Genomic DNA, 23,734 nt, shown 5'->3' with positions numbered 1-23,734 from the left:
AGCTCAAAGAGTTCAAGCAGTTTTTTAAGACAACTGCTACCTGAAACCTGAGGGGTTGCCATCGAGGGTCCACGTAGAGATACAGGTGGCCTCCTGGGCAACCTGATATAATACCGCCCTTTTGTCCCTTCGACTGAGGATTTTTCCTATGTCCCGTTCTATTCGCAACATCGCTATTATCGCCCACGTCGATCACGGCAAGACCACTCTGGTGGATAAGCTGCTGCATCAGGCAGGCTCTTTTGCCGCGCACCAGCACATTGCGGATCGAGTAATGGATTCCAGCGATATCGAGCGCGAACGCGGTATCACCATCCTCGCCAAGAATTGCGCAGTGGATTATGAAGGGGTGCATATCAATATCGTCGACACACCTGGCCACGCCGACTTCGGCGGTGAGGTGGAGCGTGTGCTGTCGATGGTGGATGGCGTCCTGCTGCTGGTCGACGCAGTAGAAGGTCCTATGCCGCAGACCCGTTTTGTTACCAAAAAAGCGCTGGCGTTGGGACTGCGGCCTATTGTCGTCGTCAACAAGGTTGACCGGCCCGGTGCGCGGCCCGATTGGGTAGTGAATCATACCTTCGACTTGTTCGATAAGTTGGGGGCAAACGAAGAACAGCTGGATTTTCCGGTGATATACGCCTCGGCGCTCAACGGTTATGCCATGACGGACCTGAAACGACCCAGTGCCGACATGCGTCCGCTATTTGACACCATACTCAAGCACGTCCATGCGCCTGGGGGCGACGCCGAGAAACCGCTGCAACTGCAGATCAGCGCGCTGGATTATTCCAGTTTCGTCGGGCGCATCGGCATTGGCCGCATCAGCCGGGGCCGGCTCAAGCCCGGCCAGGACGTAATGGTGATGGCTGGAACGAGCGTACCGAAGAAGGCCAGGGTCAACCAGGTTCTTGGTTTTCGCGGCATCGAGCGAGTGCAGCTCGACGAGGCGCTGGCAGGAGATATTGTCCTGATCAATGGTATTGAAGAGCTCTGTATCGGTGCGACACTGACCGATATCAATCAGCCGGAGGCCTTGCCGATGCCCGCCGTGGACGAACCCACGCTAACGATGAATTTTCAGGTGAATACATCGCCCTTTGCCGGTAAAGAAGGAAAATTCGTCACCAGTCGGCAATTGCGCGAGCGCCTCGAGAAAGAGTTGCTGACCAATGTTGCGATGAAACTGGAGGAAACGAACGATACGGACTCGTTTCTGGTGTCGGGGCGGGGCGAATTGCATCTCACCATTTTGCTTGAGAGTATGCGGCGCGAAGGCTATGAGCTTGCAGTGTCGCGTCCGCACGTGGTGATCCGCGAAATCGACGGCGTCAAATGCGAGCCTTTTGAAATGCTCACCGTGGATGTGGAGGAGACCCATCAAGGCGCTGTTATGGAGGCGTTGGGCGCGCGCCGGGGTGATTTGCAGGACATGGTGTCGGATGAACGCGGGCGGGTCAGGCTGGACTATCGCATTCCCGCGCGGGGCTTGATCGGTTTTCAATCCGAATTCATGACGATGACACGCGGAACGGGTCTGATGAGCCACGTATTCGACGAATACGCTCCGATGCGGCCGGAAATTGCGGCGCGCCGGAACGGTGTGCTGATTTCCGCCGAGCAGGGCGAAGCGGTGGCGTACGCGCTCTGGAAATTGCAGGAGCGTGGACGCATGTTTGTCAGTCCGGGCGAACGTTTGTATGAAGGAATGGTGATCGGCATCCACAGCCGGGACAATGATCTGGTAGTCAATCCCATCAAGGGCAAGCAGCTCACCAATATACGTGCATCGGGAACCGACGAAGCAGTGACCTTGACGCCGCCAATTCAGCTCACGCTGGAATCCGCGATCGAATTCATCGCCGATGATGAGCTGGTGGAAATTACGCCAAAAACCATTCGTATTCGCAAGCGTTTGCTGCAGGAACACGAACGCAAGAGAGCTTCCCGCGCTGCTGCGTAAGCAAATTCAAATGAATCAGAGCGGGCGGGATAAGCTTGCCAGTATGTTCCGCCCATTTTATCCGCATGCGATCGCCAGCATGGCGGTCGGTGCGTCTATACTTCTCCATTAGCCGAATGGTGTTCGTATGGAGAGGTCATGTCCGCCATGAATGAAAAAATTCTCTGGTATGTTGCCGACCCCATGTGCTCGTGGTGCTGGGGCTTTACACCGGTGATCGAGAGAATCCGGAATGAATATGGCGGCCGCCTGAAAGTGGAGTTATTGCTGGGTGGCCTGCGGCCGGGTACGAAAGAGCCAATGCCTTCCGCACAGCGCGAAGAGATACTCCATCACTGGCATACCGTGCATTGCGTGACGGGGCAATCGTTCAAGTTCGAAGGCGCGATGCCGGAAGGATTTGTCTACGATACCGAACCCGCCAGCCGTGGAGTGGTCGCCGTTTCCCTCATCAACCCTGAAGCGGTTTTCCCGTTTTTCCAGGCAGTGCAATCCGCGTTTTATGTCGAGCAGCAGAATGTCGCTAACCTCATTGTACTGGCACAGCTCGCAAGCAGCGCGGGCTTGGACGCGCAGCAGTTCCTCCGGACATTCGAGTCTGATGCCGCAAAAAGACAGACGCTTGCTCATTTTCAAAAGGCGCGCCAGTGGGGTGTGCACGGCTTCCCCGCTGTGATAGGGCAGAATGGAGCGGATCGCAGCCTGCTTTCCACAGGCTACTGTTCGTTTGAGGAATTGCGTACCAGGCTTGATGAAGGGTTGATGAAATAGCTTGATATCCGGCAGCAGTTTCATGTTTTTTTATGGATGAGCCCATGCATACAACATTTCTGAAGTTTTTTTCTTTGACTATTGCACTATCCATGTTTTCCATCTCCATGCCTGTTTCAGCCGAAAAGGGGGGAGGCAATCATAAAGCTGATCAGCATAATAATCACAAAGGGAAAAAATGGAATAAAGACAGGAATTACAGGGAACACCGGGACGCCAACGAGTACATCCCTCATAATTTTGATGATCGGCAACGCGGAATCATTCAAGATTATTACGCACCCAGGCTTCGAAGCGGTCGCTGTCCGCCCGGTCTGGCAAAAAAGTACAATGGCTGTATGCCACCAGGACAAGCCAAGAAATGGAGAATGGGTTATCCCTTACCCCGCGATATGATTTTTTATGATCTACCGCCTCATTTGATAGGGCGACTGGGCGGCCCCGGCCCCGGCTACCGCTACGTACGCGTTGCCGCAGACATTCTTCTGATCGCGGTCGGAACCGGTATGGTTATCGATGCCATCGAAGATTTAAACTCGATGTAAAAATGGGAGCGGTAAGAGAACGCGCTTACCGCTACTGTTTCTGATCCGGAATTTTCATCCGGTCAACGAACATTTGTAAATCGCCGTTGAGTGGAAGGGGCTGACTCTCGGCATGTCTGGGACAGCTAAACGTATTGGGTCGATAGAACTTACATTAAATCTAATAAATAAAGATAAAACCTAAGTAATCAATGGTCTATAATTAGGCATGATAATTGCTTCCTCTTTAAGAGCTCAAGCTGAGTATCTTATTCCATGGAGGGAGCATGAAATTTACCCGAACGGCAACTCGAAATACATTTGTCAAGAGCGCGCTGATAGGCCTGGGAATGGCTTCGCCTTTGTCGGCCTCCGCTTTAACGATCGATATAAATACATATGTAACGGGTAGTCCGTCGTCTGGAACCGAAGCGACGGTCGCTACCCTGATACTGAGCCAGAATGGAGCTAACGTTGACTTTAGGCTCAATAATACGGTGAATAATCTTGCCGGGAATATCGGAGACGATGCATATATCTCGCAACTCCTTTTTTCCTACAGCGGCGCCCCTACTCTCACCAGCGCTTCATTCCTGGATTTTGGAGGAACGCAGTCAATAAACGCGGATGATTTTGCCATAGATCCATCCGGGAAGAATGCGGGCTACGATTTTTATCTTGACCTGGATTACCCCACCCCCTTCGCAGATAGATTCACCGATGGCGAATTCACCACTTGGACAATCAGCAATGTCTCACTAGATGATTTCCTTGTCTCTGTGCCGGGTAAAGGCCCCGCTTCGCTGGCCATGGTACACATCCAGCAAGTGGGCGCCGGGGAAGGCGGAGACGATTCTCTGAAATATGTCGGCAGCGTAGGTGTTCCACCCGTGGATGTTCCACAAAACCCAGTCCCGGAACCCGGGTCGCTCGCGCTCATTAGTCTGGGATTGCTCGGCCTGGGTGCAATGCGTAAACGCAAAAAGTAGCCGAATCAATCAGAGAAAACGGCCTGCCCAGGGATGTCTCGCTCGGGCATTTTTCCGAGTGGTTTGTTTTTGAGCAGGCTGTAAAGGGCAATTCCGATATCTTAACTGAAACCGTACTCGGGGGTATTACAGGCCTGTTCCACTGGACCAGCCGAAGCGCTCCAGTAGCTCCTGGATTGTATCGCTTGCGATGATGAACGCGATGAGGTATGACGTTAAACTTAACAGAACCACCGTACCAATAGATTGCCATGGACTGAGGGTGGAGTAATGGCGCCACTGCGATAGAAAACTGGTATCCTTTGGTTCGTTGCTTTGATCTCGCTCGAATTCCGCAAAGATATTGCGCCGGGCACGGTCTAGTGCGTCTTTGACTCCTGCCCGATATGTGTCGTCAATAAGGTCGAGTCGTTTAGCATCCATTACAAAAGACGACTCTTGGGACAGCGCCTTCCTTGCCACCTCCTTGTAGAAATCCTGCATGCGTTCCAGGTACCGTTCATCTGCAAACACGGCGTCAACCATTGCCTTGAGGGTAGAGACGATTTCCTTGTTCAAGATATTAGACTGGACAGCAGACTTCGTCTTCAGAACCTGGGCTATCTCCTGGGTAAAGTCATGTTCCTTCCTGGCAATAAGCTTGAGCCAAATTGCCTCCGCTGCCTGTGGGGATGGCGCGCGGAATTTCGCGCCGTCATAGTATGCGGGATCGAATAATCTGTCGAGTTCCAGTCTTGCCGCGCTTTCACAGTGAGCATCGATGGCTTCGAACCTGGTTTTGAGAGTGGCCTTTGTTGTCATGCCTGAAGCAACCTTGTATCGGATGGGTTGAACGCTGGATAGAGTCCGTACAGTTTAACGCAATTTGCAAAATGCGTGCTCTACTTGAGGATGCGTATTACGAGGAATGATAGCGCGCATGATATTGGCTATCAACAGAACTGAAGCGATTTAACGTAGGCAACTCGCTCAGTCGAAAACGGAAGCACAATTTTACCGTAAAGCCCAAAAATGATGCCGTGGCAGTTGCGAGAAGGAGGAGCGGGTACTTCCTGTACGCTTCACTGTTCCCAACAAAAAGGGAGCCGAAGCTCCCTTTTTGAGAGATGGCAAAACAATGAACTATTGGTAAGTCTGCTCTCTAGGCTTGTCCTGATAGGAGCTGCCCGCGGGTTTACCGTTGGAATCTGTGCTCAGCTTCCAGTCGGGATGGTAGTGCGTTTCCTTATCCCAATCTTTCCAGATAAAATCGGGGTAAATTATCGGTTTGGTGGGAATGACAAACGTCACCAGGTCTACAGCTCCGGTCAATGTGCGCCCAATCCCGTGTACAATTCCGGTAAACAATCCAACCGGAATTCCATAAGCGAGGCCTTTCTGGTTAGTATTGAGGATAATGTTTTTTGGGATTTCCCCTATCCCTGTTACCGTGTTCGCTACGCCATGCGCCAGTTTGTCGCCCACTCCCTCCGCATAACTATGGGCCATTGCCCCTTGAGGCGAAAAGAATAATAGTGCAGACAGTATCAGTAATGGTTTCAACATGTTTTTCATAGATACCTCCCTATAGTAGATTAAATAAATTAAATCCAACTTAATACTAGCATACCATTGAGATATTTGTGCGGCATCTCGAAAATTGATGCTGCCGGGAGCGTTTTACTTACCTGGTGGTTCCGCGAGGAATGACAGTCGAAGTGAGAGCATGAAATACCGTTGTAGCGCCCGAGTGCACATGCTCTCACATTAAAAAGAAATACTGGAATTTGTTTGGAAATATCCGCGGTCTCCATGTTCAACGTCATATTCTGCAATCCGCGCAGCGCCATTCACAGCCGCGCAGCCATGAATTATGCTACCCTTCGGCATGTTGTCCAATCCGCCATTTGACCTGCTGTAATCAAGAAACAAGCGCATGATGATGCGCAGAAAAATAACGGTTACGTGAACTCCTTAATCAATTTGCCCGACCCAACCAGTTTCCTGTCTTTGCGTTCTCTCTCCTCAACGTCGTCCGGCTCGCCTAACGCGGCTATAACCAGCACTGTACAATTCTCGGTGGTGGTTCCAACGCTTAACGAAGCAGACAATATCGATCCCTTATTGACTCGTCTGTCTGCGCTTGACCTGCCAGTGTCGAGTTTTGAGGTCATTTTTGTTGACGATGGCTCAAGCGATGGAACGCCCGACAGGGTCCGAGCCTGGGAGAAGCGGGTGGACGCCCCGCTGCATGTGCGGCTGCTTGAACGCCGTGAAAAGCCAGATCTCACACGCTCGATTCTGGCTGGGGTTGCGCTCGCGCGTGGCGACGTCATCGTCGTGATGGATGCGGACCTGAGCCACCCGCCCGAGCGGCTGCCCGCCCTGATTGCACCCGTGGTGAATGGAAGCCACGATGTGGCTGTCGGCAGTCGCTACGTGCCGGGTGGGAGTACCGTGGGATGGCCGCTGCATCGCCAGTGGTTATCGCGTCTCGGCGGCTGGCTTGCCCGCCCCCTCTGTGATGTGTACGACGCAACCTCGGGATTTTTTGCATTCCGACGGGAACTGGCCGCAGCCGTTGCAGAGCGCGCCCGCGGATACAAGATTCTGCTCGAACTGCTGATGGCCGGTCAGGGAAAGCTCAGGGTGATAGAAGTGCCTATCTGCTTTCATGATCGAACCCGCGGCACATCGAAGCTGTCCTTTCTACACCAGTGGACTTATCTGCAGCGCTTGATGACACTTGCCGGCGGCACGGTTTCCGTCGGTACCGCGAGCCGATTCGCAGCTGTCGGTTTGTTCGGCGTGGTTGTCGATGCGCTGCTGTTTCAATGGCTCATGAGCAGCGGCGCCGGACTTGCGATGGCGCATATCATGAGCTTCTTTGCAGCTGCGGCGCTGAATTATTCGCTTAATTCGAAATGGTCCTTCCGCCGCCATCATGAAGGATATTTGCGGTGGGATCAGTTTGGCCGCTTTCTAACGGTAGGCGTGTTCGCATTGTTGATGCGCGGCGGCGTACTGGCCCTGCTGGTCTATGGATGGCATGTGCCGTCGTTTCTGGCCATTTTCCCGGCGATCGCCGCGACGGCGGCAATCAACTACTTCGGTTCCGCCTTTTATGTATTTCCTGTCAGGCTGAACCCTCCCTCGCTGGATGTGCGCTGGCGGGTAGCCTCATTCGGTATCGTCCTGTTCGCCGTGCTGCTGCGTCTGGTCTATCTCGGCGTGGCGCAACTGATTCCCGATGAAGCGTACTACTGGAACTATGCTCAGCACATGGATCTGAGCTTTTTCGACCATCCGCCAATGGTCGCGTGGCTGATATGGCTGGGCACTTCAATTTTTGGCGATAACGAGTTCGGGGTTCGGATCGGCGCATTTGTCTGCGGCCTGGTAACGATGGGCTATACATACGCACTCACGCGCAACCTGTACGATAAATCGACGGGCATTCGCGCGGTGCTATTGCTGGCCGTGCTGCCGTTCGGCTTTGTTACGGCAACATTGATGACAGCGGACGCGCCATTGATGGCGGCCTGGGCCGCAACGCTCTACTATATGGAACGAGCACTGCTGGAAGGCGATAGCCGTTCAGCCTGGCTGGGCATGGGCATCGCATTCGGCCTGGGCCTATTGTCGAAATACACGCTGGGCCTGCTGGGTCTAGCGGCATTGTTGTTTGTGATCCTCGATCCCATTGCACGGCGCTGGCTGCAGCGCCCTCATCCGTATCTTGCGGCGGTGCTTGCGCTGCTGCTATTTTCGCCCGTGATCATCTGGAATATCCAGCACGACTGGGCCTCGATTCTGTTCCAATCGGAGCGAGCTACCGGGATAGGCAACAAATTTTCGTTGCAGTGGCTGTTTCTCCACATGCTGCTGGTGTTGACTCCCGCTGGCCTGATGGCTGCCGCCCTGGCATTATTGCCTGAGCGGGACCATGATTCCAGCCAGTTTGCGAACAGGCGGCGCCTGTTCGTGAGGGTCTTCACCGGTGTGCCATTGGCTGTGTTCTTCGGGCTCAGCCTCTTTGGCGCACCGAAATTTCACTGGACCGGCCCGGTCTGGCTTGCACTGCTGCCAACGATGGCGTGGATGATGGGGCAAACCAGCGATATGCGAAGCATCGCAATCCGCCTGAGAGCGGCGTGGAAACCCACCATCGCGGTCTGCCTGTTTTTCTACGCATTCGCGATGCATTATGTGGTGCTTGGCATCCCCGGCATCCCATACGCGGGCTTTACGGAGCACTATTTCTGGCGCGAGGCAACGCATGAAGTCGAGCAGATTGCAGCGAAGGTTCAACACGAGACCGGACAAAAGCCCATTGTCGTGGGCATGAGCAAATGGTCGGTTGCCGGCGCGCTGTCCTTCTACAACGATAAAGAGCAGCCGATGGACATACGCTCGCGCAATATGTTCAGCCAGAACGCTGCGATGTACAATTTCTGGTATCCGGCGGAGCCGCCGACAAGCCGGCCGATCATTCTGGTGGGCATGAGGCCCTGGCAGATCGAGCGTGATATAGAGGGCAATGACAATATTACCCCAGTGCTCATCCAGCCTGGCGCGGTTCAGGAGGTAGCGATCGAGCGGGACGGCAAACCGCTGCGCCGCGTGTACTATCGGGTCGCGCAGGGATACCTCGGTTCTCGCGCGCAGCAGAATTAACGCTGGAATCCTCTGAATAACTACGTTGGTTGGCAACGCGCTCGAGGTTTATCTGGAGACTTCCGCGACCGCCGGACTCGACAGTTCCATAATCCTTTATTCTCGCGAAGTTGCTGTTGTTGCATGTTTTCACATCGCTGCATGAACGAAAACGGGGATAGCGGGACGTCGGGTTACGTGTCGCGGGGTGGCGCTAATGAGGGAATGAAATGCTGAAGATATTGATCGCGAACATTGCAGTAAGCCTGGCAGTAATTTCCCCGATTGGTGTTGCCGCCTCCGGAAGCGGCAAAGGTGAGATAGTCACAACGGCCTCGGAGCAGCAGGAGGTTGCCGTTACGATCTACAATGATAACCTCGCATTGGTGAAAGATTCACGCAGAGTCGGACTGGGAGCCGGTTTCAATAAGCTGGCGTGGCGTGAGGTCTCCGCTCAGATGCAGCCCGAAACAGCACAATTGCGCAATCTGACCCATGCGGAAGGGTTCCGTTTGCAGGAGCAGAACTTTGATTTCGACCTTTTGACCCCCCAGACACTGCTGGATAAATATCTTGGCAAGGAAGTGATGGTCATTCGCGTGAATCCCGCGACGGGTAAGGAAACCACGGAAGCGGCCACAGTGCTTGCCACAAATAACGGCGCCATACTCAAATATGCTGATCGGATCGAGAGCGGTATACCGGGCGAGGGCCGCCTGGCATTTCGTGGTGTACCCGAAAATTTGCGCGACAAGCCGACCCTTGTTGTCTCGCTCATTACGCCCGTGTCGGGCGAACAGAATCTCGAACTTTCCTATTTGACCACAGGGCTGTCATGGCGCGCCGATTACGTTGCAGAACTGAATGAGCGCGACGACCATCTCGATTTGAATGGCTGGGTTACGTTGACTAACCAGAGTGGAACGACATATCCGGACGCGAGGCTGCAACTGGTTGCCGGGGATTTGAACAGAGTGCGTCAGCAGCAGCCTGTATCGCGCAAGGTGATGGGCATGTCACAAATGGCCGAGGCGATGGATATGAAGCAGGAGTCCCTGTTCGAATACCATCTTTATACGCTGCAGCGCCCTGCGTCATTGGCAGAGAATCAAACCAAGCAGGTAGCGCTGATGTCAGCCGCCAACGTCCCGGTCAGGAAGGAATTTTTGTTGATCGGTGCGGATTATTATTACTCGGGCCGGTACGACGACATAGGCCGGAAGCTGAAAGTATCAGTATTTGCCGAGTTCAAGAATAAGGGTGTCGGCCTGGGCATTCCGCTACCCAAGGGAATAATGCGGGTTTACAAGAAGGACGGGGTGGGTAATGCCCAGTTTGTGGGTGAAGATCAGATTGACCACACTCCTGGTAATGAAGCCGTTCGTCTGAAACTGGGGAACGCGTTCGATGTGACCGCCGAGAAAAAGCAGACGGATTTTAAAAGCTTGAATGGTGAAAAGCGCTACAGCAGCATTTACGAAACCGCCTATCAGATCGTATTGAAGAATGCAAAGAAACATCCGGTCATAGTGACGGTGCGGGAACCGGTGCCGGGTGACTGGGCCATGGTGTCGGAGTCGCAACCTCATACCAAAGCCGCATCCGGGGTGGCAGAATGGCAAGTTTCGATCCCCGCCGACGGAAAAACCGCGTTGAATTATCGCGTACGCGTCAAATATAAGGACAGGAACTAGCAGCCTGTCGATTCTTCAAGTCCGACAGGCTGCCAGGGAGGCGCGAATAAGGTTTCAGTCACCGAACCGATATGAAGCCATGGCGGTGTTCCATACAGTATCTATAAATATCCGGCGGCCTCTATCTTCTCCTGCCGCGCCCGCCACTACCATGAGGGGGATCAGGTGATCTTCCCGGGGGTGGGCCATACGGGCTGCAGGCGCTTTTTCCCAGTTTTGCAGCCGCTCATTTCGAACCTGCACGTCAGTTTCTGAAATGGTTTCATTGAGCCACGCTTCAAACTGCTCAGAAACCGGTTTTGCCTGATCGCCTCCAAAGCCACGCATATTGTGATACGAGAGGCCGCTGCCCATAATCAACACGCCCTCGTCACGCAGTGGCAGCAGCACTTGCCCAAGACGTATGTGCTCTAGCGGATCATAGTTTGATTTCATCGAAAGCGTAACCACTGGAATATCAGCGTCCGGATACATCAGTACCAGCGGTGTAAAGGTCCCATGATCGAAACCTCGTGTGGGGTCTTCTTTGCAATTGATCCCGGATTGGCTGAGGAGGGCGCGTATCCGGCCTGCCAAGGCAGGAGAACCGGGCGCCGGATAGCTGATATGGTAGGTATGCTCCGGGAAACCGGAATAATCGTAAACCATTGGTGGATGTTCAGAAGCAGCTACCGTGAACTCTGGTTCTTCCCAGTGGCCCGAAACCATCAGAATCGCATTTGGTTTAATTGGGAGCGTTGCAGGAATTCTGCTGAACTCGATGGCTGTTTTCGCAAACAGTTTTTTCATTTCATCGATATATGGCCACGGGCCGCCCCCATGGGATACGAATAACGTGGGCAATCTGGATTTGCTCATGCTGATCCTGATGAAATTTGAATCCGATCGGAGATGAAGCCGTTGGCAAGGCGAAAAATTGCCATCGGTATCCGGCGAGGTGCGAACTTGGCTTATTCCGAATCGGAATAACTTGAATTGGAATCGAAACCCGAAATGGAGCCCGAAGGCTCCGTTCGGTCACTTGCTATTATTCAGCAGAGGTTACGTTAATTTTCTTGGGCTGGACAGCTTCACGTTTGGGGATGACAATTTCCAATACGCCATGATTCGATTTTGCCGATATCGCGTCGGGATTGGCAGTGTCCGGCAGGCTGAAACGCCGGTGGAAAGAACCATAGGTCCGTTCCACCCGTTTATAGCCTTCTTTCTCTGTTTTTGCTTCTGTTCTCTTTTCACCCTTGATGGTAAGTACTCCGTCTTCCATCGTTATATCAATTTCTTCAGGTTTTACGCCTGGAAGATCCGCCTCAATAAGGAATTTATCAGGTTCTTCCTTGATATCGACCGCCGGCGCCCATTCGGCGGTGGCAGCTGATCCCTCGCCGTTCCCGCCCTCGCGTGCACGGTCCAGTTCCCTGTGTAACTGATGTAATAAACTCCACGGTTCGTAACGAGCAATAGCCATAAGACCTCCGTATGATTTAAGGTTGACCCGCCAATGCTGAGTATTCAATCCACTCTGTAATCAATATAGGTTCATTTGCCTATTTTTCAACCGATTTCTTGTTCTTTTCGGAATGCGTATCCCGCGAGAGAAGCTAATAGAGTTGTAAAACAGGAGAATTGGCGGCCTTGTTCCACCCGGCCGAATTAGAAAACAGATAGGGGAAGGGAACAGTAGCAAGTCTCTGCTTCATCTATGCCAGCGGCAGCTCGCCGCTGCGGATTCCGATAGTTGCAATGTTCTCCACGGCTTTGACATAATTGGCGGTTTCATGCAATTTAACGATTGAATCGGGGTTTGATCGTCCCCGCATGCGCGCAAGACGGATAACACTGATGGCGGGGATATCCCATCGTAATTCCGCCAGCAATTTGTCCGCACCGGTCGGGTTGTTGCATACCAGCACCATGTCGCAGCCTGCATTCAGCGCATTTTCCGCCCGGCGCAACATGCCACCGGCAATTGCGGCGCCTTCCATGTTCAAGTCGTCGCTGAAAATACAACCCTCGAATCCGAGTTCGCCGCGCAGAATCCTTTTCAGCCATACTTCGGAAAACCCCGCCGGATGCGTATCGACCCTTGGATAAATGACGTGGGCTGGCATAATACCGGTGAGCCCGAAATCGATAATTTTGCGAAATGGGATCAAGTCGTTCATTTCGATTTCTGCGTAAGGCCGTTCGTCTACAGGCATTTCAAAATGGGAGTCTGCCTGGATATGGCCATGCCCCGGGAAGTGTTTTCCCACTGCCGCCATCCCCCCCGATTTCAGGCCGGAGATAAGGCTGTGAGCCAGATCGATAATAGCTTGCGGACTACCATGAAAAGCCCGATCGCCGATGACACCGCTCTGCCCGTAATCCATGTCCAGCACCGGAGTAAAGCTGAAATCCACGCCTGCCGCCCGCAGTTCCGAGGCGAGCACATAACCCATCTGCTGCGCCAGGTGGCGAGCCTGGCCGGGGCGCACATCCCAGATCCTGCCCAGTTCGCGCATGGGAGCCAGCCTTGTAAACTCTTCCCGGAAACGCTGCACCCTTCCACCCTCATGATCGACCGCAATCAATAGCGGCGGCGTCCGGAGCGCGTGAATCTCGGTGGTCAACGCCGTAAGTTGCATGAATGATGAGTAATTGCGGGTGAATAAAATCACCCCTCCCACTAGCGGATGCCGGAGTTTTTTCCTATCGTCGGCAGTAAGTTGCGTGCCTTCGATGTCGAGCATGATGGGCCCGAGCGACATTAATTCGCCTCCATAAATTTGACGTTCCAGATAAACTCATTTGCCGACTGCGGCGAGAAAGGTAACGACTGGATCCACGAAGGCGGGTGCCGGCAAAGAAGTTTTAACGCGCCGCATACGTGCATATGTCTAACTGCCCGGGAAACAAATTTCCTGAGGACGCACCATATTTGTATCCAGAGAAAATTTTTATTTAGAGGGGGTGCTCGCTATTTTTCCAGAATTACAAAAGCGCAGGCAAGATTCAACTCATCGCTGATAGTTAGGTGATGACCTGTAATACCTTCGTTTCTGGCAAGCGCACTCAATGCGGGGTGAAAAGTAAAGTATGGTTTGCCCAGATGATCATGTGTTATTCCGATGTGGCTCAGGCTCACCGGATAACGCATACCTGTCCCAAATGCTTTCGCAAGCGCTTCCTTGGCGGCGAAACGCTTGGCCAGAAACATGGCAGGCTGTCCGCTGCCAATATATTCAGGCCATTCCTCATCAGTCAGTAATCGTCTGGCAAAGCGCTCCCCATATTTTTCCAGCAAGCTGGCAATGCGCGATGGCTCAACCAGATCGGTTCCGATTCCGTAAATCATTCGCGCGCTTCCAGCATCAATCTTTTCATTTCCTTTACAGCCTGTTCAAAGCCGGTAAACAGTGCGTGGGCTACAATTGCATGCCCGATATTTAGCTCCGATATATCGGTAATCGCAGCTATCGGCTGGACGTTGCGGTAATGCAATCCGTGCCCGGCATTGACCTTCAATCCCAGGCTGATGCCTTGCATTACCGCTGCGCGGATTCGCTCCAGCTCATTTTGTTCCTCATTTGCAGTGCGTGCGTCGGCATAGTGACCCGTATGAATCTCGATAGCTGGCGCGCCAGTCTGTCCCGCAGCCTCAATCTGGGCCCGGTCGGCATCAATGAACAGAGATACCCGGATGTCGGCCTCAGCCAGTCTGCGGCAAGCGCGCTGTACCTGTTCGAAATAGCGCATTACATCAAGCCCTCCTTCGGTAGTCAATTCCTCTCGCCGTTCGGGCACGAGACAAACATCATGAGGTCTGATACGCAGCGCAAACTCCACCATCTCGTCGGTGACGGCGCTTTCCAGATTCATGCGGGTTTTAAGCAGATTTCGCAGGATTTCCACATCCCTATCCTGTATGTGACGGCGATCTTCGCGCAAATGCAGTGTAATGGCATCGGCCCCGGCGGATTCCGCGATCAGTGCTGCTTCAATAGGATTAGGATATGTCGTACCACGTGCCTGTCGTAAAGTGGCGACATGATCAATATTAACGCCCAGTCTGATCATAGTTATTGCATCATTTTAGTAATTAGGGAGAGCGTATCCCGTTGTTGGAGAGATAGATAAACGGCATGCAGCACATCAGTGTTCTCGCCGTCGACGTTTGCGGTGATGATTTCTGGCTGATTAAGGGGCTAAAATGAAGCGACCGCTCAACATGTGCTGCTACATAACCATTCTACGGCGCCGCACAACTCAAGGATGGAAGTTTAATCGTTTTGATTGTTCAGGTCACCGCCGGTGCACAAAAACAGCAATAGCCCTGTTGACGGCAAGCATTCCAGATGCATTTATATCTTTATATTCAACACCGATCGGTTGTTGGCTTTGGTTCGACCGGCTTTTTTCTGTTTTCTGATAGAAGAATGGCGATCTATGTGATCCTGCATCGTGGGAGCCAGCAGTCCTCCAAAGGGGCAGTAACCCAGCGCTCGAGTTGAAACCGGTCGAGCAGGCGGAGGCTGCGGGTTTCAGTTCGATTGAGGAGGTCCGGTTATCGGGAAAGAGGTATGCTTGAAGTTCCATGGATAAATAGGGATAGGGAGAAAAAGAGAAAATGTCCGATCCGCGCGTTTTCTTCGCAGCTGAGCGCACCCTTCTAGCATGGGTGCGCACAGGACTTACCCTGATGGCGCTCGGTTTTGTCGTTGCCAGATTTGGCCTGTTTCTGAATCTCTTGACGGCGTCATTAGCAGGTTCCGGTGCGGCTGTCACGAATGCCCACCATGCGCATTGGCCCTCGGGTGTGCTTGGCACCATTCTTGTGCTCACAGGCTCCGCAACAACGCTGGTCGCTCTACATAACCACCGGATTTACCTGCGCTCGCTTCCACCTGAGGATATGCCCCGGTTGGCCAAACGATGGCTTACCTCGTTTCTATCTTTATCGGTTGCCACGATTGGGGTTCTGCTTGGGGTATACCTGGTATTTTCATGAAGCTTATCTATATCGTCGCCTTATCCGTTCTGCCTTTCTATGTTACTCAACGCACAGATGCGGCAAGTAAAAAGGAAAATGATATCAACGTGATCTTGCTTATAAAGGAGGGCGCCATGAACAGCATAGCTTCCTGGATTGCGTATATTGTAATACTGATCGCTGGTTTGGGGGTCTTGGGAATAGGTTGGGTATAAATTGCATTTTCAGCTGTAAAGGCGGACGTGGTAATTGCCACTTCAGGGCATTGATGGAAAGGAGATAAGGATGAATCACGATTCAACAAACGTGTCTCGGGTTAACTGGGTACTCGGGGGTATGGCGCTTGGCGCCCTTACAATGTTCCTGCTGGACCCCGATAAAGGGAACCGTCGCCGTGCGTTGGCGAGGGACAAGATGTACAGCGCGGCAGTCAGAACCCGAAAACGCGTTGACGCGAAGTCGCGTGACCTCGCCAACCGTGCAAAAGGGCTCCGGGCCGAGGCAAGTCATCTAATGCCCGAGCGAGACGAAGACTCTTGATAATCGTTAATACGTCAACTTGATAGGGTGAACGGTTGGGTTGGCGCGGGGCCCCAATTTATACATAGGCACAGCAGGTCCGGCAGATACGGTAGGCATGGCTTTGTTCCTATGCATCTTGTCACTGCCACGATGACGTTAGAGGTGCGTCTCGGAAAGAGGCTACGCAGTGACTTGTTATCGTTCGTGCAGCGAGCCAGGCACGTCAGAAAAGCGCGCTCTATCATACGATGACGTATCATAATTGTTGAAGGTCTTTCAGTAATTGCCGTGTGTGTAGCGGCTGGTCGCCAAGATAATGGTTCAGTATGTAGCGCATCAGTGTTTTGCTTTGCTGCCGGGTCAGGGTATCGGAGTAATCGCCCCGTTCCATATCCAGAAGGGTGCTGCCTCGGACCGGAAGGCCGTGGTGGCGACTACCGCCATTGAATTCCACGGGGCCGCGTTCGATTTCGTAAGAGTAATCCTTGTCCGGGTCGATGGGCTTACCGGACGCGATGTCATGATTGAGTGTCAGCGCATAGCCCAGTTCCTGCAGCAGGCGCTGCTCGAAGCGGCGTAGTATGGGGATGTAATCCGTCTGCATGCTCAATGCTGCCAATGCTTCCTGATAGTAAACGAATAATTGTTCATGGGGATCGTTGCGGTGCAATAGCCGGACCAGCAGTTCGTTCAGATAAAAACCGCAGATCAGGCCCGTCCCCTGCAACGACCTCTGGCCGCCTTGCCATTCCGCCTTGTACAGCGTGCGTAATTCCGATTTACCTCCCCAGCTGAGCTGCAACGGTTGAAATGCCAGCAATAGGCCCCTCAACGTGGATTTGGGACGCTTGGCGCCTTTCGCAACCAGCGCGATCCGCCCGAAGTTGCGGGTGAAGGCTTCCACTATGAGACTGGTTTCGAGGTAAGGGTAGGTGTGCAGCACGAATGCGGGCTGCGCGTCTTGTCGCTGTTTATCCGCAGTCATAATATCGGGGAGCGTTTACGAGAGACCTTAAAGCGTGGTCCGTCCGAGAGCGATTGCGGCGCGCGTGTCTCGCGCCGGAGTCGCACCTTCCTTCGGAAGGCACTGCTCCGCCCTCCGCGGGTTACTCATACCCGAGGTTTCTCAATACCCGGGCATCGTCAGCCCAGCCGCTTTTCACTTTCACCCAGACGTTGAGATAGACTTTTCCGCCAAAATTTTCTTCCATATCTTTGCGTGCTGTTGTGGCGATCAGCTTGAGTTTTTCTCCACCTTTGCCAATGACGATAGCTTTCTGATTGGCTTTGTCTACAATGATCGAGGCATGGATTTTACGCAGTTCACCTTCCACTGAGAATTGATCTATTACGACACTGGTGGAATAGGGGATTTCTTCACCCAGTAGCCGAAATAATTTTTCGCGAACCAACTCAGCGGCAATAAAGCGCTCATCGCGATCGGTGACTTCATCTTCGGTAAACAATGGTGGATTTTGCGGCAGATATGGGCGCACCGCCCGTATCAGGTCCGGTATTTGTGTTCCCTGCTCAGCGCTTATCGGAACGATTGCAGCAAAAGCAAATTCCCTTGCCATTTTTTCGAGAAAGGGAAGCAACCGGGATTTATCCGCGAGATGGTCCACCTTGTTGACAGCGAGAATCACCGGCCGGTCCGCAGGCAGGAGATTTACGACCAGTTTGTCGCGATCGTCAAAATGCATCGCCTCAACAACAAATATCACCACATCGACATCGCGCATGCTTTGGGTGACCATGCGATTCATCTCGCTGTTCAGGCGATTTGTATGGCGCGTCTGAAAACCGGGTGTGTCGACGAAAATAAACTGGGATTTTTCGTCAGTGAGAATGCCATTGATGCGATGTCGAGTCGTCTGCGATTTCCTTGAGGTAATACTGATCTTTTGCCCGACCAGCTTGTTGAGCAGCGTGGATTTGCCGACATTGGGCCGCCCCACGATGGCAACATAGCCGCAACGATAGTCGGGGCCGCCTGAAGCGTTGGAATCAGTGGTCATGGCCGGCAGCTATCCACTCAAACAGGGAATCCCACCTAAAAGACCGGACGAGGCAGGCCTGGGGCATCGATTGGCCTATCCTCAACCTGCTAGTTTTGTGGATGAAGTTGTTCATAGGCTCGCTTTGCTGCCTCCTGCTCAGCGCTGCGCCGGGAGGCGCCTTCGCCCACGGTGCGGATATCGGGCTTGGAAATCATGCATTCCACCTTGAATTGCTGTTGATGGGCTTCGCCACTGGTGGCGATAACAGAGTATTGTGGGAGCTCCAGCCTGTGACTCTGCAGGTATTCCTGCAGAAGGGTTTTGGGGTCTTTCCCCTGAGTTCGCGCATCCCAGTCTTGCAGAGAGTGAGCGAAAAGCGCCGCGACCACTTTCTCGGCTTGGGCAAAACCTCCATCGAGGTAGATTGCCCCCAGCACGGCCTCCAGCGTATCGGCTAGAATCGAGGGACGCCGGTCCCCTCCACTTTTGATTTCTCCGTCACCAAATCTGATCAGCTTGCCCAGGCCGAGCGTCTGCGCCAGATCTGCCAGCGACCGTTGATTGACCAGATTGGCGCGAACCCGAGATAAGCTGCCTTCGGTAAGGTCGGGAAAATGCTGGAATATCAGCCCGGCTACTGCGCAGTTGAGCACGCTGTCGCCAAGAAACTCAAGGCGCTCGTTGTGCGGGAGACTGTGGCTGCGATGAGTGAGTGCCTGGTGCAGTAGTTTCGGCTGATTAAAGGTGTAGCCAAGTTTCCGGCAAAGCGCATCACTGTCCATATTCTGATAAGCAGAATCCAATTTGCGGCTTCCCTAATTTTTCAGCTTCCTTGATTTTTCAGTTTCCTTTGCGAATTACCTGCTTATTCCGTGTCGCCCAAATACTTCTACTTCGTCTGTTTCAAAAGACCGTTTCCTGCATATCAGGTCATTGCCTCAACATTTTCTATTTTTGCCATCACCTACTCGATAGACAATCCAATTCGGGTGAGGTCGCTGAAATTCCACCAGATCATGAATGCTTTGCCCACAATATTACGTTCCGGCACAAAGCCCCAATAGCGGCTATCGCTGCTGCTGTCCCGATTGTCGCCCATGGTGAAGTAATTACCGTCAGGTACTTTGCAGCTAAACCCGCTGTCATTGTAGGCACAGTTGTCACGGAAAGGAAACGGACGCACCCCCGCAAGCTGTATGTCGGGAACCTCCGGATTGATGAGGGTTTTATAGGTATGATCTCCAAGCGATTCGGTAAAGCGGCGGCTGTAAATATAATTCAGCCCTGACTCCACATAAGTGTATTCCCCATTCGGCTCCATTTTTACGGGAGCACCATTGATAGTCAAATGCTTATCATGGTACGTGACAGTATCTCCCGGTACGCCGATGACCCGTTTGATGTAATCCATCGACGGGTTTTCGGGATAACGAAACACCATGACTTCGCCGCGCTGGGGCTCTTTTATGTCCATTACTTTGAGGTTTATGACCGGCAGACGGATACCATAGGTGTATTTGTTCACCAGGATAAAATCCCCCACCAGCAGCGTCGGAATCATTGAGCCCGAGGGGATTTTGAAAGGTTCCACCAGGAATGAACGCAGACAGAAGACGACGAGTATCACCGGGAAAAAGCTTTTCGGGTATTCCACCCACCATGGTCCCTGGACTTCCGGCGCACGGCGACGCTCCAGCACGAAGCGGTCGAGTAACGCGATACCGCCGGTTATTACCAGCAGTATCAGCATAATGAGCGGAAAATTCATTCCTGTTCCTTATTCTTTTAGTAGAAGATACCTCGGCGCCTTTTACCCAAGTGACGCAAACCTGGTGATCGGCAACGCGGTTTTTCAATATACGCAGACCTATTGTTTGTCTACTTGTCCCCGACCTGCAGAATCGCAAGGAAAGCTTCCTGCGGAATCTCTACGTTGCCGACTTGCTTCATCCGTTTTTTTCCTGCCTTCTGTTTTTCCAGAAGCTTGCGTTTACGGCTGATATCGCCACCGTAGCACTTGGCGAGTACGTTCTTGCGCATCGCTTTGATGCTCTCTCTGGCAATAATATGCGAGCCGATAGCGGCTTGGACCGCAATATCGAACATTTGCCGCGGAATCAGTTCGCGCATTTTTTGTGCAAGTTCCCGCCCGCGGTACTGGCTGCTTCCCCGATGCACAATCAGGGACAGTGCATCCACTTTCTCGCCATTGATAAGAATGTCCAGCTTGACCAGATCCGAACCTCGGAATTCCTTGAACTCGTAATCAAGCGAAGCATAGCCGCGACTGGTGGATTTCAATTTGTCAAAAAAATCCATAACGACTTCGTTCAGCGGGATTTCATAGGTCAGCATCACCTGCCTGCCCATATATTGCATATTTTTCTGGACGCCGCGCTTGTTTATGCAAAGTGTAATGACTGATCCGACATATTCCTGTGGAACCAGGATAGTAGCAGTTATGATCGGCTCGCGGATTTCCTCTACCTTTGAAGGATCAGGCAGTTTTGACGGATTCTCGATTTCAACTATCGAGCCGTCGCGCATCACTATCTCATACACAACCGTTGGGGCGGTGGTAATGAGATCCATGCCATATTCCCGCTCGAGTCGCTCCTGGACGATATCGAGGTGCAAGAGACCGAGAAAACCACAGCGGAAACCAAATCCAAGGGCCTGGGACGTCTCCGGCTCATACTGTAACGAGGAATCGTTGAGCTTCAATTTTTCCAGTGCATCGCGCAAGGCGTCGTACTGGTTGGATTCCACCGGATAGAGCCCTGCAAAGACTTGGGGTTTTATTTCCTTGAAGCCGAGCAGTGGTTGTAGCGCCGGACGATCCACCAATGTTACCGTATCACCAACTTTAGCGGATTTCAGTTCCTTGATACCGGAAATGATGAAGCCGACTTCACCCGCGCTGAGCGATTCGCGGTTCTTTGATTTGGGAGTAAAAACGCCCACCTGCTCGCACAGGTGGATTGCCTTGCTGGCCATCAGCAATATTCTGTCTCTCGGTTTAAGCATCCCATCCAGTACCCGTACCAGCATTACTACGCCGACATAGTTGTCAAACCAGGAATCGATAATCAAGGCTTTTAGCGGCGCGGCAGGATCTCCCTTGGGCGGTGGAATACGCGAAATCACAGCTTCCACAATATCCTGTACGCCTTCACCGGTCTTGGCACTTGCACGCAACGCCTCCTGTGCGTCTATGCCGATGATATCTTCTATTTCTTTAATGACGCGTTCGGGTTCGGCTGCGGGCAAATCAATCTTGTTCAATACCGGCACTACTTCCACACCCTGTTCAATAGCCGTGTAGCAATTGGCCACGGTCTGGGCTTCGACGCCTTGAGAGGCATCCACCACGAGGAGTGCGCCTTCACAGGCAGCCAGCGAACGCGACACCTCGTAGGAAAAATCGACGTGACCGGGTGTATCGATGAGATTCAGCAAATAATTGTTGCCGTCGCGGGACTTATACTCCAGGGCAGCCGTCTGGGCCTTGATCGTAATTCCGCGCTCGCGCTCCAGGTCCATGGAATCCAGCACCTGTGCTTCCATCTCCCGGTCGGAAAGGCCGCCGCACAAATGAATAATGCGATCCGCCAGGGTGGATTTACCATGGTCAATGTGGGCAATGATGGAAAAATTACGAATATGCTGCATCGGTTGTCCGGAATGGGGACGGATAAAATCAAAGAGGATGGTGAGCAGATTGGCACCGGAACAACTAAAAAGGGCACACGTGTGCCCTCTTGAAAGCTTGGTCACTGCAAGTTCCGCGAGACCTGGCGACCCTGTTTATTCAAGAATTCGCATTCTAGCGAATTTTGGCAAAATAAGCATCCAGCGCCGGTTGTTTCGTCAGATTGGTCCGGAGATTATTGCAAAAGCGGGATGAAGCAAACAATAATCCGATTGACGCGTGGCGCCTGAATCTACTCGCTCACGAGCTTGCCGTCATCCCGCGGGCTGGGGAATATTCTGGCCACCGCAACAGGGTCGAGATGATAATGACATATTTCCTCCCCTTCCGCTACCAGTACCGGAACTCGTTCACCATAACGCGACCTTAAATCACTATCGCTATCCACATCTATTACGTCGAGGCGAAAAGGAAGCCGCACCTGCAATTCCTGCAGGGCGGCAATCATATCCTCGCAAAGATGGCAATGCTCCCGGCCGTATACAACCAGCGTGAGAGGAGGGCGATCTGGATCGGCGGCACCCATGTTATTTATTCTCGCCATTCATTTTCATCGTGATGAACGTCGCGGTGTCGCCGCGCCTTATCAGCAATGCGATATTGCGGCCTTTTGGGGTTTTGTTAAGTATCTGGTTGAATTGTTCGACAGTTTTGACGTCCTGGTTATTAATGCTGAGAATCACGTCGCCGGGGCGAACGCCCGCGCGGCTTGCTATGCCCGGTACCATATCCTCCACCAGAAGACCGCTGTCGGTTTCCAGTTGTTTCTTCTGTTCGGCGCTGAGTTCGCTCAGGCTTAGCCCGATACGGTTCGAAGTATCAGGTGCTTTTCCCCGTTTACCGCTGCGGCCCACGGGTTTTTCGTCCGGCGGAATCTCGTCCACCGTCACTGTCATTTCCTTGATGGCCCCGTTCCGCCACACCTGTATCGGTACCTTCGATCCCGGTTTGGTTGTGCCTACCATGCGGGGCAGATCACCCGCCGCAGTCACGGTTTTGCCGTCATACTTCATAATGACGTCCCTGGGCTCGATACCCGCTTTCTCTGCAGGACCGTCTTTTTGGACTGAAGCAACCAGCGCGCCGCTGGGTTTGGGCAGCCCGAAGGATTCCGCCAGTTCTTTGGTAACTTCCTGAATCAGTACACCGATTCTGCCACGGCTCACCTTGCCTGTATTGATCAACTGGTTCGAGATATTCGTGGCTACGTCGATAGGGATGGCAAATGACAAGCCCATGAAGCCGCCGGTACGGCTGTAAATTTGTGAATTGATGCCGACCACTTCACCTTTCATGTTGAACAGGGGACCACCGGAATTGCCGGGATTGATAGCTACGTCGGTCTGAATGAAAGGAACAAAATTTTCCTGTGCCAGAGAGCGCCCCTTGGCGCTGACGATACCGGCAGTCACGCTGTTTTCAAAACCGAAGGGCGAACCGATCGCTACCACCCATTCGCCAACCCGCAGTTTGGCTGGATCGCCTTGGGTCACCTTTGGCAAACCATTGGCTTCGATTTTGAGGAGCGCGATGTCGGTTCTGCGATCGGCGCCGATCAGCTTGGCGCGAAACTCGCGCTTGTCGGTGAGCTTCACGTTAATTTCATCGGCGGAATCCACCAGATGGGCATTTGTCAGAATATAGCCATCCGAGCTTATGACAAAGCCCGAACCCAGCGATTTTGATTCGAAATCTCTTGGATTGCCATGCGGTTGCATGTGCCGACGAAAAAACTCGAAAAAGGGATCATCTTCCGGGATATTTGGCATGCCCGGGAAAACCGGAGTACCCATGCTGGGGGCTTGTACAGTACTGATATTCACTACAGCCGGACCTTCTCTTTCAACCAGGTCGGTAAAATCGGGTAAATCCTGGGCTTGGGCGAAGACGGTCGTGGACAGTCCTAACAGGACCATCAGAACAAATTTATTTATCATTCTCTGTTTTCCATAGGA

Annotated in this window: 23 protein-coding genes; 9 read left to right on the top strand and 14 right to left on the bottom strand. The window is 52.8% G+C overall.

Translation table 11 applies throughout. The features are described 5' to 3' along the window. Positions 1 to 148: 148 nt before the first annotated feature. The 4 genes from typA to BMX66_RS03865 all read left to right on the top strand — a co-directional run bounded on the left by typA (position 149) and on the right by BMX66_RS03865 (position 4,247). Positions 149 to 1,963, top strand: a complete 1,815-nt coding sequence (typA, locus tag BMX66_RS03880) for a translational GTPase TypA (RefSeq protein ID WP_090878540.1) — start codon at positions 149 to 151, stop codon at positions 1,961 to 1,963. Between the two features lie 138 nt (positions 1,964 to 2,101). Then, positions 2,102 to 2,734, top strand: a complete 633-nt coding sequence (locus BMX66_RS03875; protein ID WP_255398795.1) for a DsbA family protein — start codon at positions 2,102 to 2,104, stop codon at positions 2,732 to 2,734. Between the two features lie 44 nt (positions 2,735 to 2,778). Then, positions 2,779 to 3,279, top strand: coding sequence for a hypothetical protein (locus BMX66_RS15960; RefSeq protein WP_090879814.1), 501 nt, complete (start codon positions 2,779 to 2,781; stop codon positions 3,277 to 3,279). A gap of 266 nt (positions 3,280 to 3,545) precedes the next feature. Beyond that, positions 3,546 to 4,247, top strand: a complete 702-nt coding sequence (locus BMX66_RS03865; protein WP_177168725.1) for a PEP-CTERM sorting domain-containing protein — start codon at positions 3,546 to 3,548, stop codon at positions 4,245 to 4,247. Positions 4,248 to 4,373: 126 nt separating this feature from the next. Here the strand turns inward: BMX66_RS03865 and BMX66_RS03860 are convergent, their stop codons facing one another. Both BMX66_RS03860 and BMX66_RS03855 read right to left on the bottom strand, forming a co-directional pair. Continuing rightward, the gene (locus BMX66_RS03860) at positions 4,374 to 5,048 is read right to left on the bottom strand and encodes a hypothetical protein (RefSeq protein WP_090878538.1); all 675 of its coding nucleotides are present in this window, start codon (positions 5,046 to 5,048) and stop codon (positions 4,374 to 4,376) included. Positions 5,049 to 5,369: 321 nt separating this feature from the next. Beyond that, a complete protein-coding gene (locus BMX66_RS03855) occupies positions 5,370 to 5,801 on the bottom strand; it encodes an exosortase system-associated protein, TIGR04073 family (protein ID WP_090878536.1) in 432 nt (143 codons plus the stop codon). Between the two features lie 504 nt (positions 5,802 to 6,305). Between BMX66_RS03855 and BMX66_RS03850 the strand changes: the two genes are divergently transcribed. Both BMX66_RS03850 and BMX66_RS03845 read left to right on the top strand, forming a co-directional pair. Beyond that, positions 6,306 to 8,903 carry a glycosyltransferase family 39 protein gene (locus BMX66_RS03850; RefSeq protein ID WP_090878534.1) on the top strand — a complete coding sequence of 866 codons (2,598 nt, stop codon included), beginning with the start codon at positions 6,306 to 6,308 and terminating at the stop codon, positions 8,901 to 8,903. A gap of 209 nt (positions 8,904 to 9,112) precedes the next feature. Next, positions 9,113 to 10,576, top strand: a complete 1,464-nt coding sequence (locus BMX66_RS03845) for a DUF4139 domain-containing protein (RefSeq protein WP_090878532.1) — start codon at positions 9,113 to 9,115, stop codon at positions 10,574 to 10,576. 54 nt (positions 10,577 to 10,630) lie between these two features. Here BMX66_RS03845 and BMX66_RS03840 read toward each other — a convergent pair whose 3' ends face one another. From BMX66_RS03840 to pdxJ, 5 genes are all read right to left on the bottom strand, one after another. Next, on the bottom strand, positions 10,631 to 11,434 hold the full coding sequence (locus BMX66_RS03840) for a DODA-type extradiol aromatic ring-opening family dioxygenase (protein ID WP_090878530.1): 804 nt from the start codon (positions 11,432 to 11,434) through the stop codon (positions 10,631 to 10,633). A 169-nt stretch (positions 11,435 to 11,603) separates the two neighbouring features. Next, entirely contained in the window at positions 11,604 to 12,041 is a 438-nt protein-coding gene (locus BMX66_RS03835) for an Hsp20/alpha crystallin family protein (RefSeq protein ID WP_090878528.1), read from the bottom strand. Positions 12,042 to 12,273: 232 nt separating this feature from the next. Then, positions 12,274 to 13,323, bottom strand: coding sequence for a beta-N-acetylhexosaminidase (gene nagZ, locus BMX66_RS03830; RefSeq protein ID WP_090878526.1), 1,050 nt, complete (start codon positions 13,321 to 13,323; stop codon positions 12,274 to 12,276). 209 nt (positions 13,324 to 13,532) lie between these two features. Continuing rightward, positions 13,533 to 13,910, bottom strand: coding sequence for a holo-ACP synthase (gene acpS / locus BMX66_RS03825; RefSeq protein WP_090878524.1), 378 nt, complete (start codon positions 13,908 to 13,910; stop codon positions 13,533 to 13,535). After that, on the bottom strand, positions 13,907 to 14,632 hold the full coding sequence (gene pdxJ / locus BMX66_RS03820) for a pyridoxine 5'-phosphate synthase (RefSeq protein ID WP_090878522.1): 726 nt from the start codon (positions 14,630 to 14,632) through the stop codon (positions 13,907 to 13,909). Before pdxJ ends, acpS begins: the two co-directional genes overlap by 4 nt. Positions 14,633 to 15,182: 550 nt before the next feature. On the opposite strand from pdxJ, the gene BMX66_RS03815 reads away from it, so the two are divergent. The 3 genes from BMX66_RS03815 (at position 15,183) to BMX66_RS03805 (ending at position 16,085) form a co-directional block, all read left to right on the top strand. Next, complete coding sequence (locus BMX66_RS03815; RefSeq protein ID WP_090878520.1) at positions 15,183 to 15,563, top strand: YidH family protein; 381 nt, start codon at positions 15,183 to 15,185, stop codon at positions 15,561 to 15,563. After that, positions 15,560 to 15,760, top strand: a complete 201-nt coding sequence (locus BMX66_RS03810) for a hypothetical protein (RefSeq protein WP_090878518.1) — start codon at positions 15,560 to 15,562, stop codon at positions 15,758 to 15,760. The genes BMX66_RS03815 and BMX66_RS03810 overlap by 4 nt, the downstream gene beginning before the upstream one ends. A 70-nt stretch (positions 15,761 to 15,830) precedes the next feature. Further along, positions 15,831 to 16,085: a hypothetical protein gene (locus tag BMX66_RS03805; protein ID WP_090878516.1), complete on the top strand. Its 255-nt coding sequence runs from the start codon at positions 15,831 to 15,833 to the stop codon at positions 16,083 to 16,085. 238 nt (positions 16,086 to 16,323) lie between these two features. Here the strand turns inward: BMX66_RS03805 and recO are convergent, their stop codons facing one another. From recO to BMX66_RS03770, 7 genes are all read right to left on the bottom strand, one after another. Next, entirely contained in the window at positions 16,324 to 17,052 is a 729-nt protein-coding gene (recO, locus tag BMX66_RS03800) for a DNA repair protein RecO (RefSeq protein WP_090878514.1), read from the bottom strand. A 121-nt stretch (positions 17,053 to 17,173) separates the two neighbouring features. After that, positions 17,174 to 18,085: a GTPase Era gene (era, locus tag BMX66_RS03795; RefSeq protein WP_090878511.1), complete on the bottom strand. Its 912-nt coding sequence runs from the start codon at positions 18,083 to 18,085 to the stop codon at positions 17,174 to 17,176. A gap of 89 nt (positions 18,086 to 18,174) precedes the next feature. Beyond that, complete coding sequence (gene rnc / locus BMX66_RS03790) at positions 18,175 to 18,849, bottom strand: ribonuclease III (RefSeq protein ID WP_090879808.1); 675 nt, start codon at positions 18,847 to 18,849, stop codon at positions 18,175 to 18,177. Positions 18,850 to 19,031: 182 nt separating this feature from the next. Next, positions 19,032 to 19,835 carry a signal peptidase I gene (gene lepB, locus BMX66_RS03785; protein ID WP_090878509.1) on the bottom strand — a complete coding sequence of 268 codons (804 nt, stop codon included), beginning with the start codon at positions 19,833 to 19,835 and terminating at the stop codon, positions 19,032 to 19,034. A 110-nt stretch (positions 19,836 to 19,945) separates the two neighbouring features. Next, positions 19,946 to 21,739, bottom strand: coding sequence for a translation elongation factor 4 (gene lepA / locus BMX66_RS03780; RefSeq protein WP_090878507.1), 1,794 nt, complete (start codon positions 21,737 to 21,739; stop codon positions 19,946 to 19,948). 272 nt (positions 21,740 to 22,011) lie between these two features. Then, complete coding sequence (locus tag BMX66_RS03775) at positions 22,012 to 22,323, bottom strand: glutaredoxin family protein (RefSeq protein WP_369826953.1); 312 nt, start codon at positions 22,321 to 22,323, stop codon at positions 22,012 to 22,014. After that, the gene (locus BMX66_RS03770) at positions 22,307 to 23,716 is read right to left on the bottom strand and encodes a DegQ family serine endoprotease (protein ID WP_090878503.1); all 1,410 of its coding nucleotides are present in this window, start codon (positions 23,714 to 23,716) and stop codon (positions 22,307 to 22,309) included. Before BMX66_RS03770 ends, BMX66_RS03775 begins: the two co-directional genes overlap by 17 nt. Positions 23,717 to 23,734: the final 18 nt, after the last annotated feature.

This window comes from Nitrosovibrio sp. Nv6 (assembly GCF_900110495.1).
In the GTDB taxonomy this organism is placed as follows: Bacteria; Pseudomonadota; Gammaproteobacteria; order Burkholderiales; family Nitrosomonadaceae; genus Nitrosospira.
The sequence above is the reverse complement of the archived record's forward strand: the minus strand, read 5'-3'. Positions and strand labels throughout refer to the sequence as shown.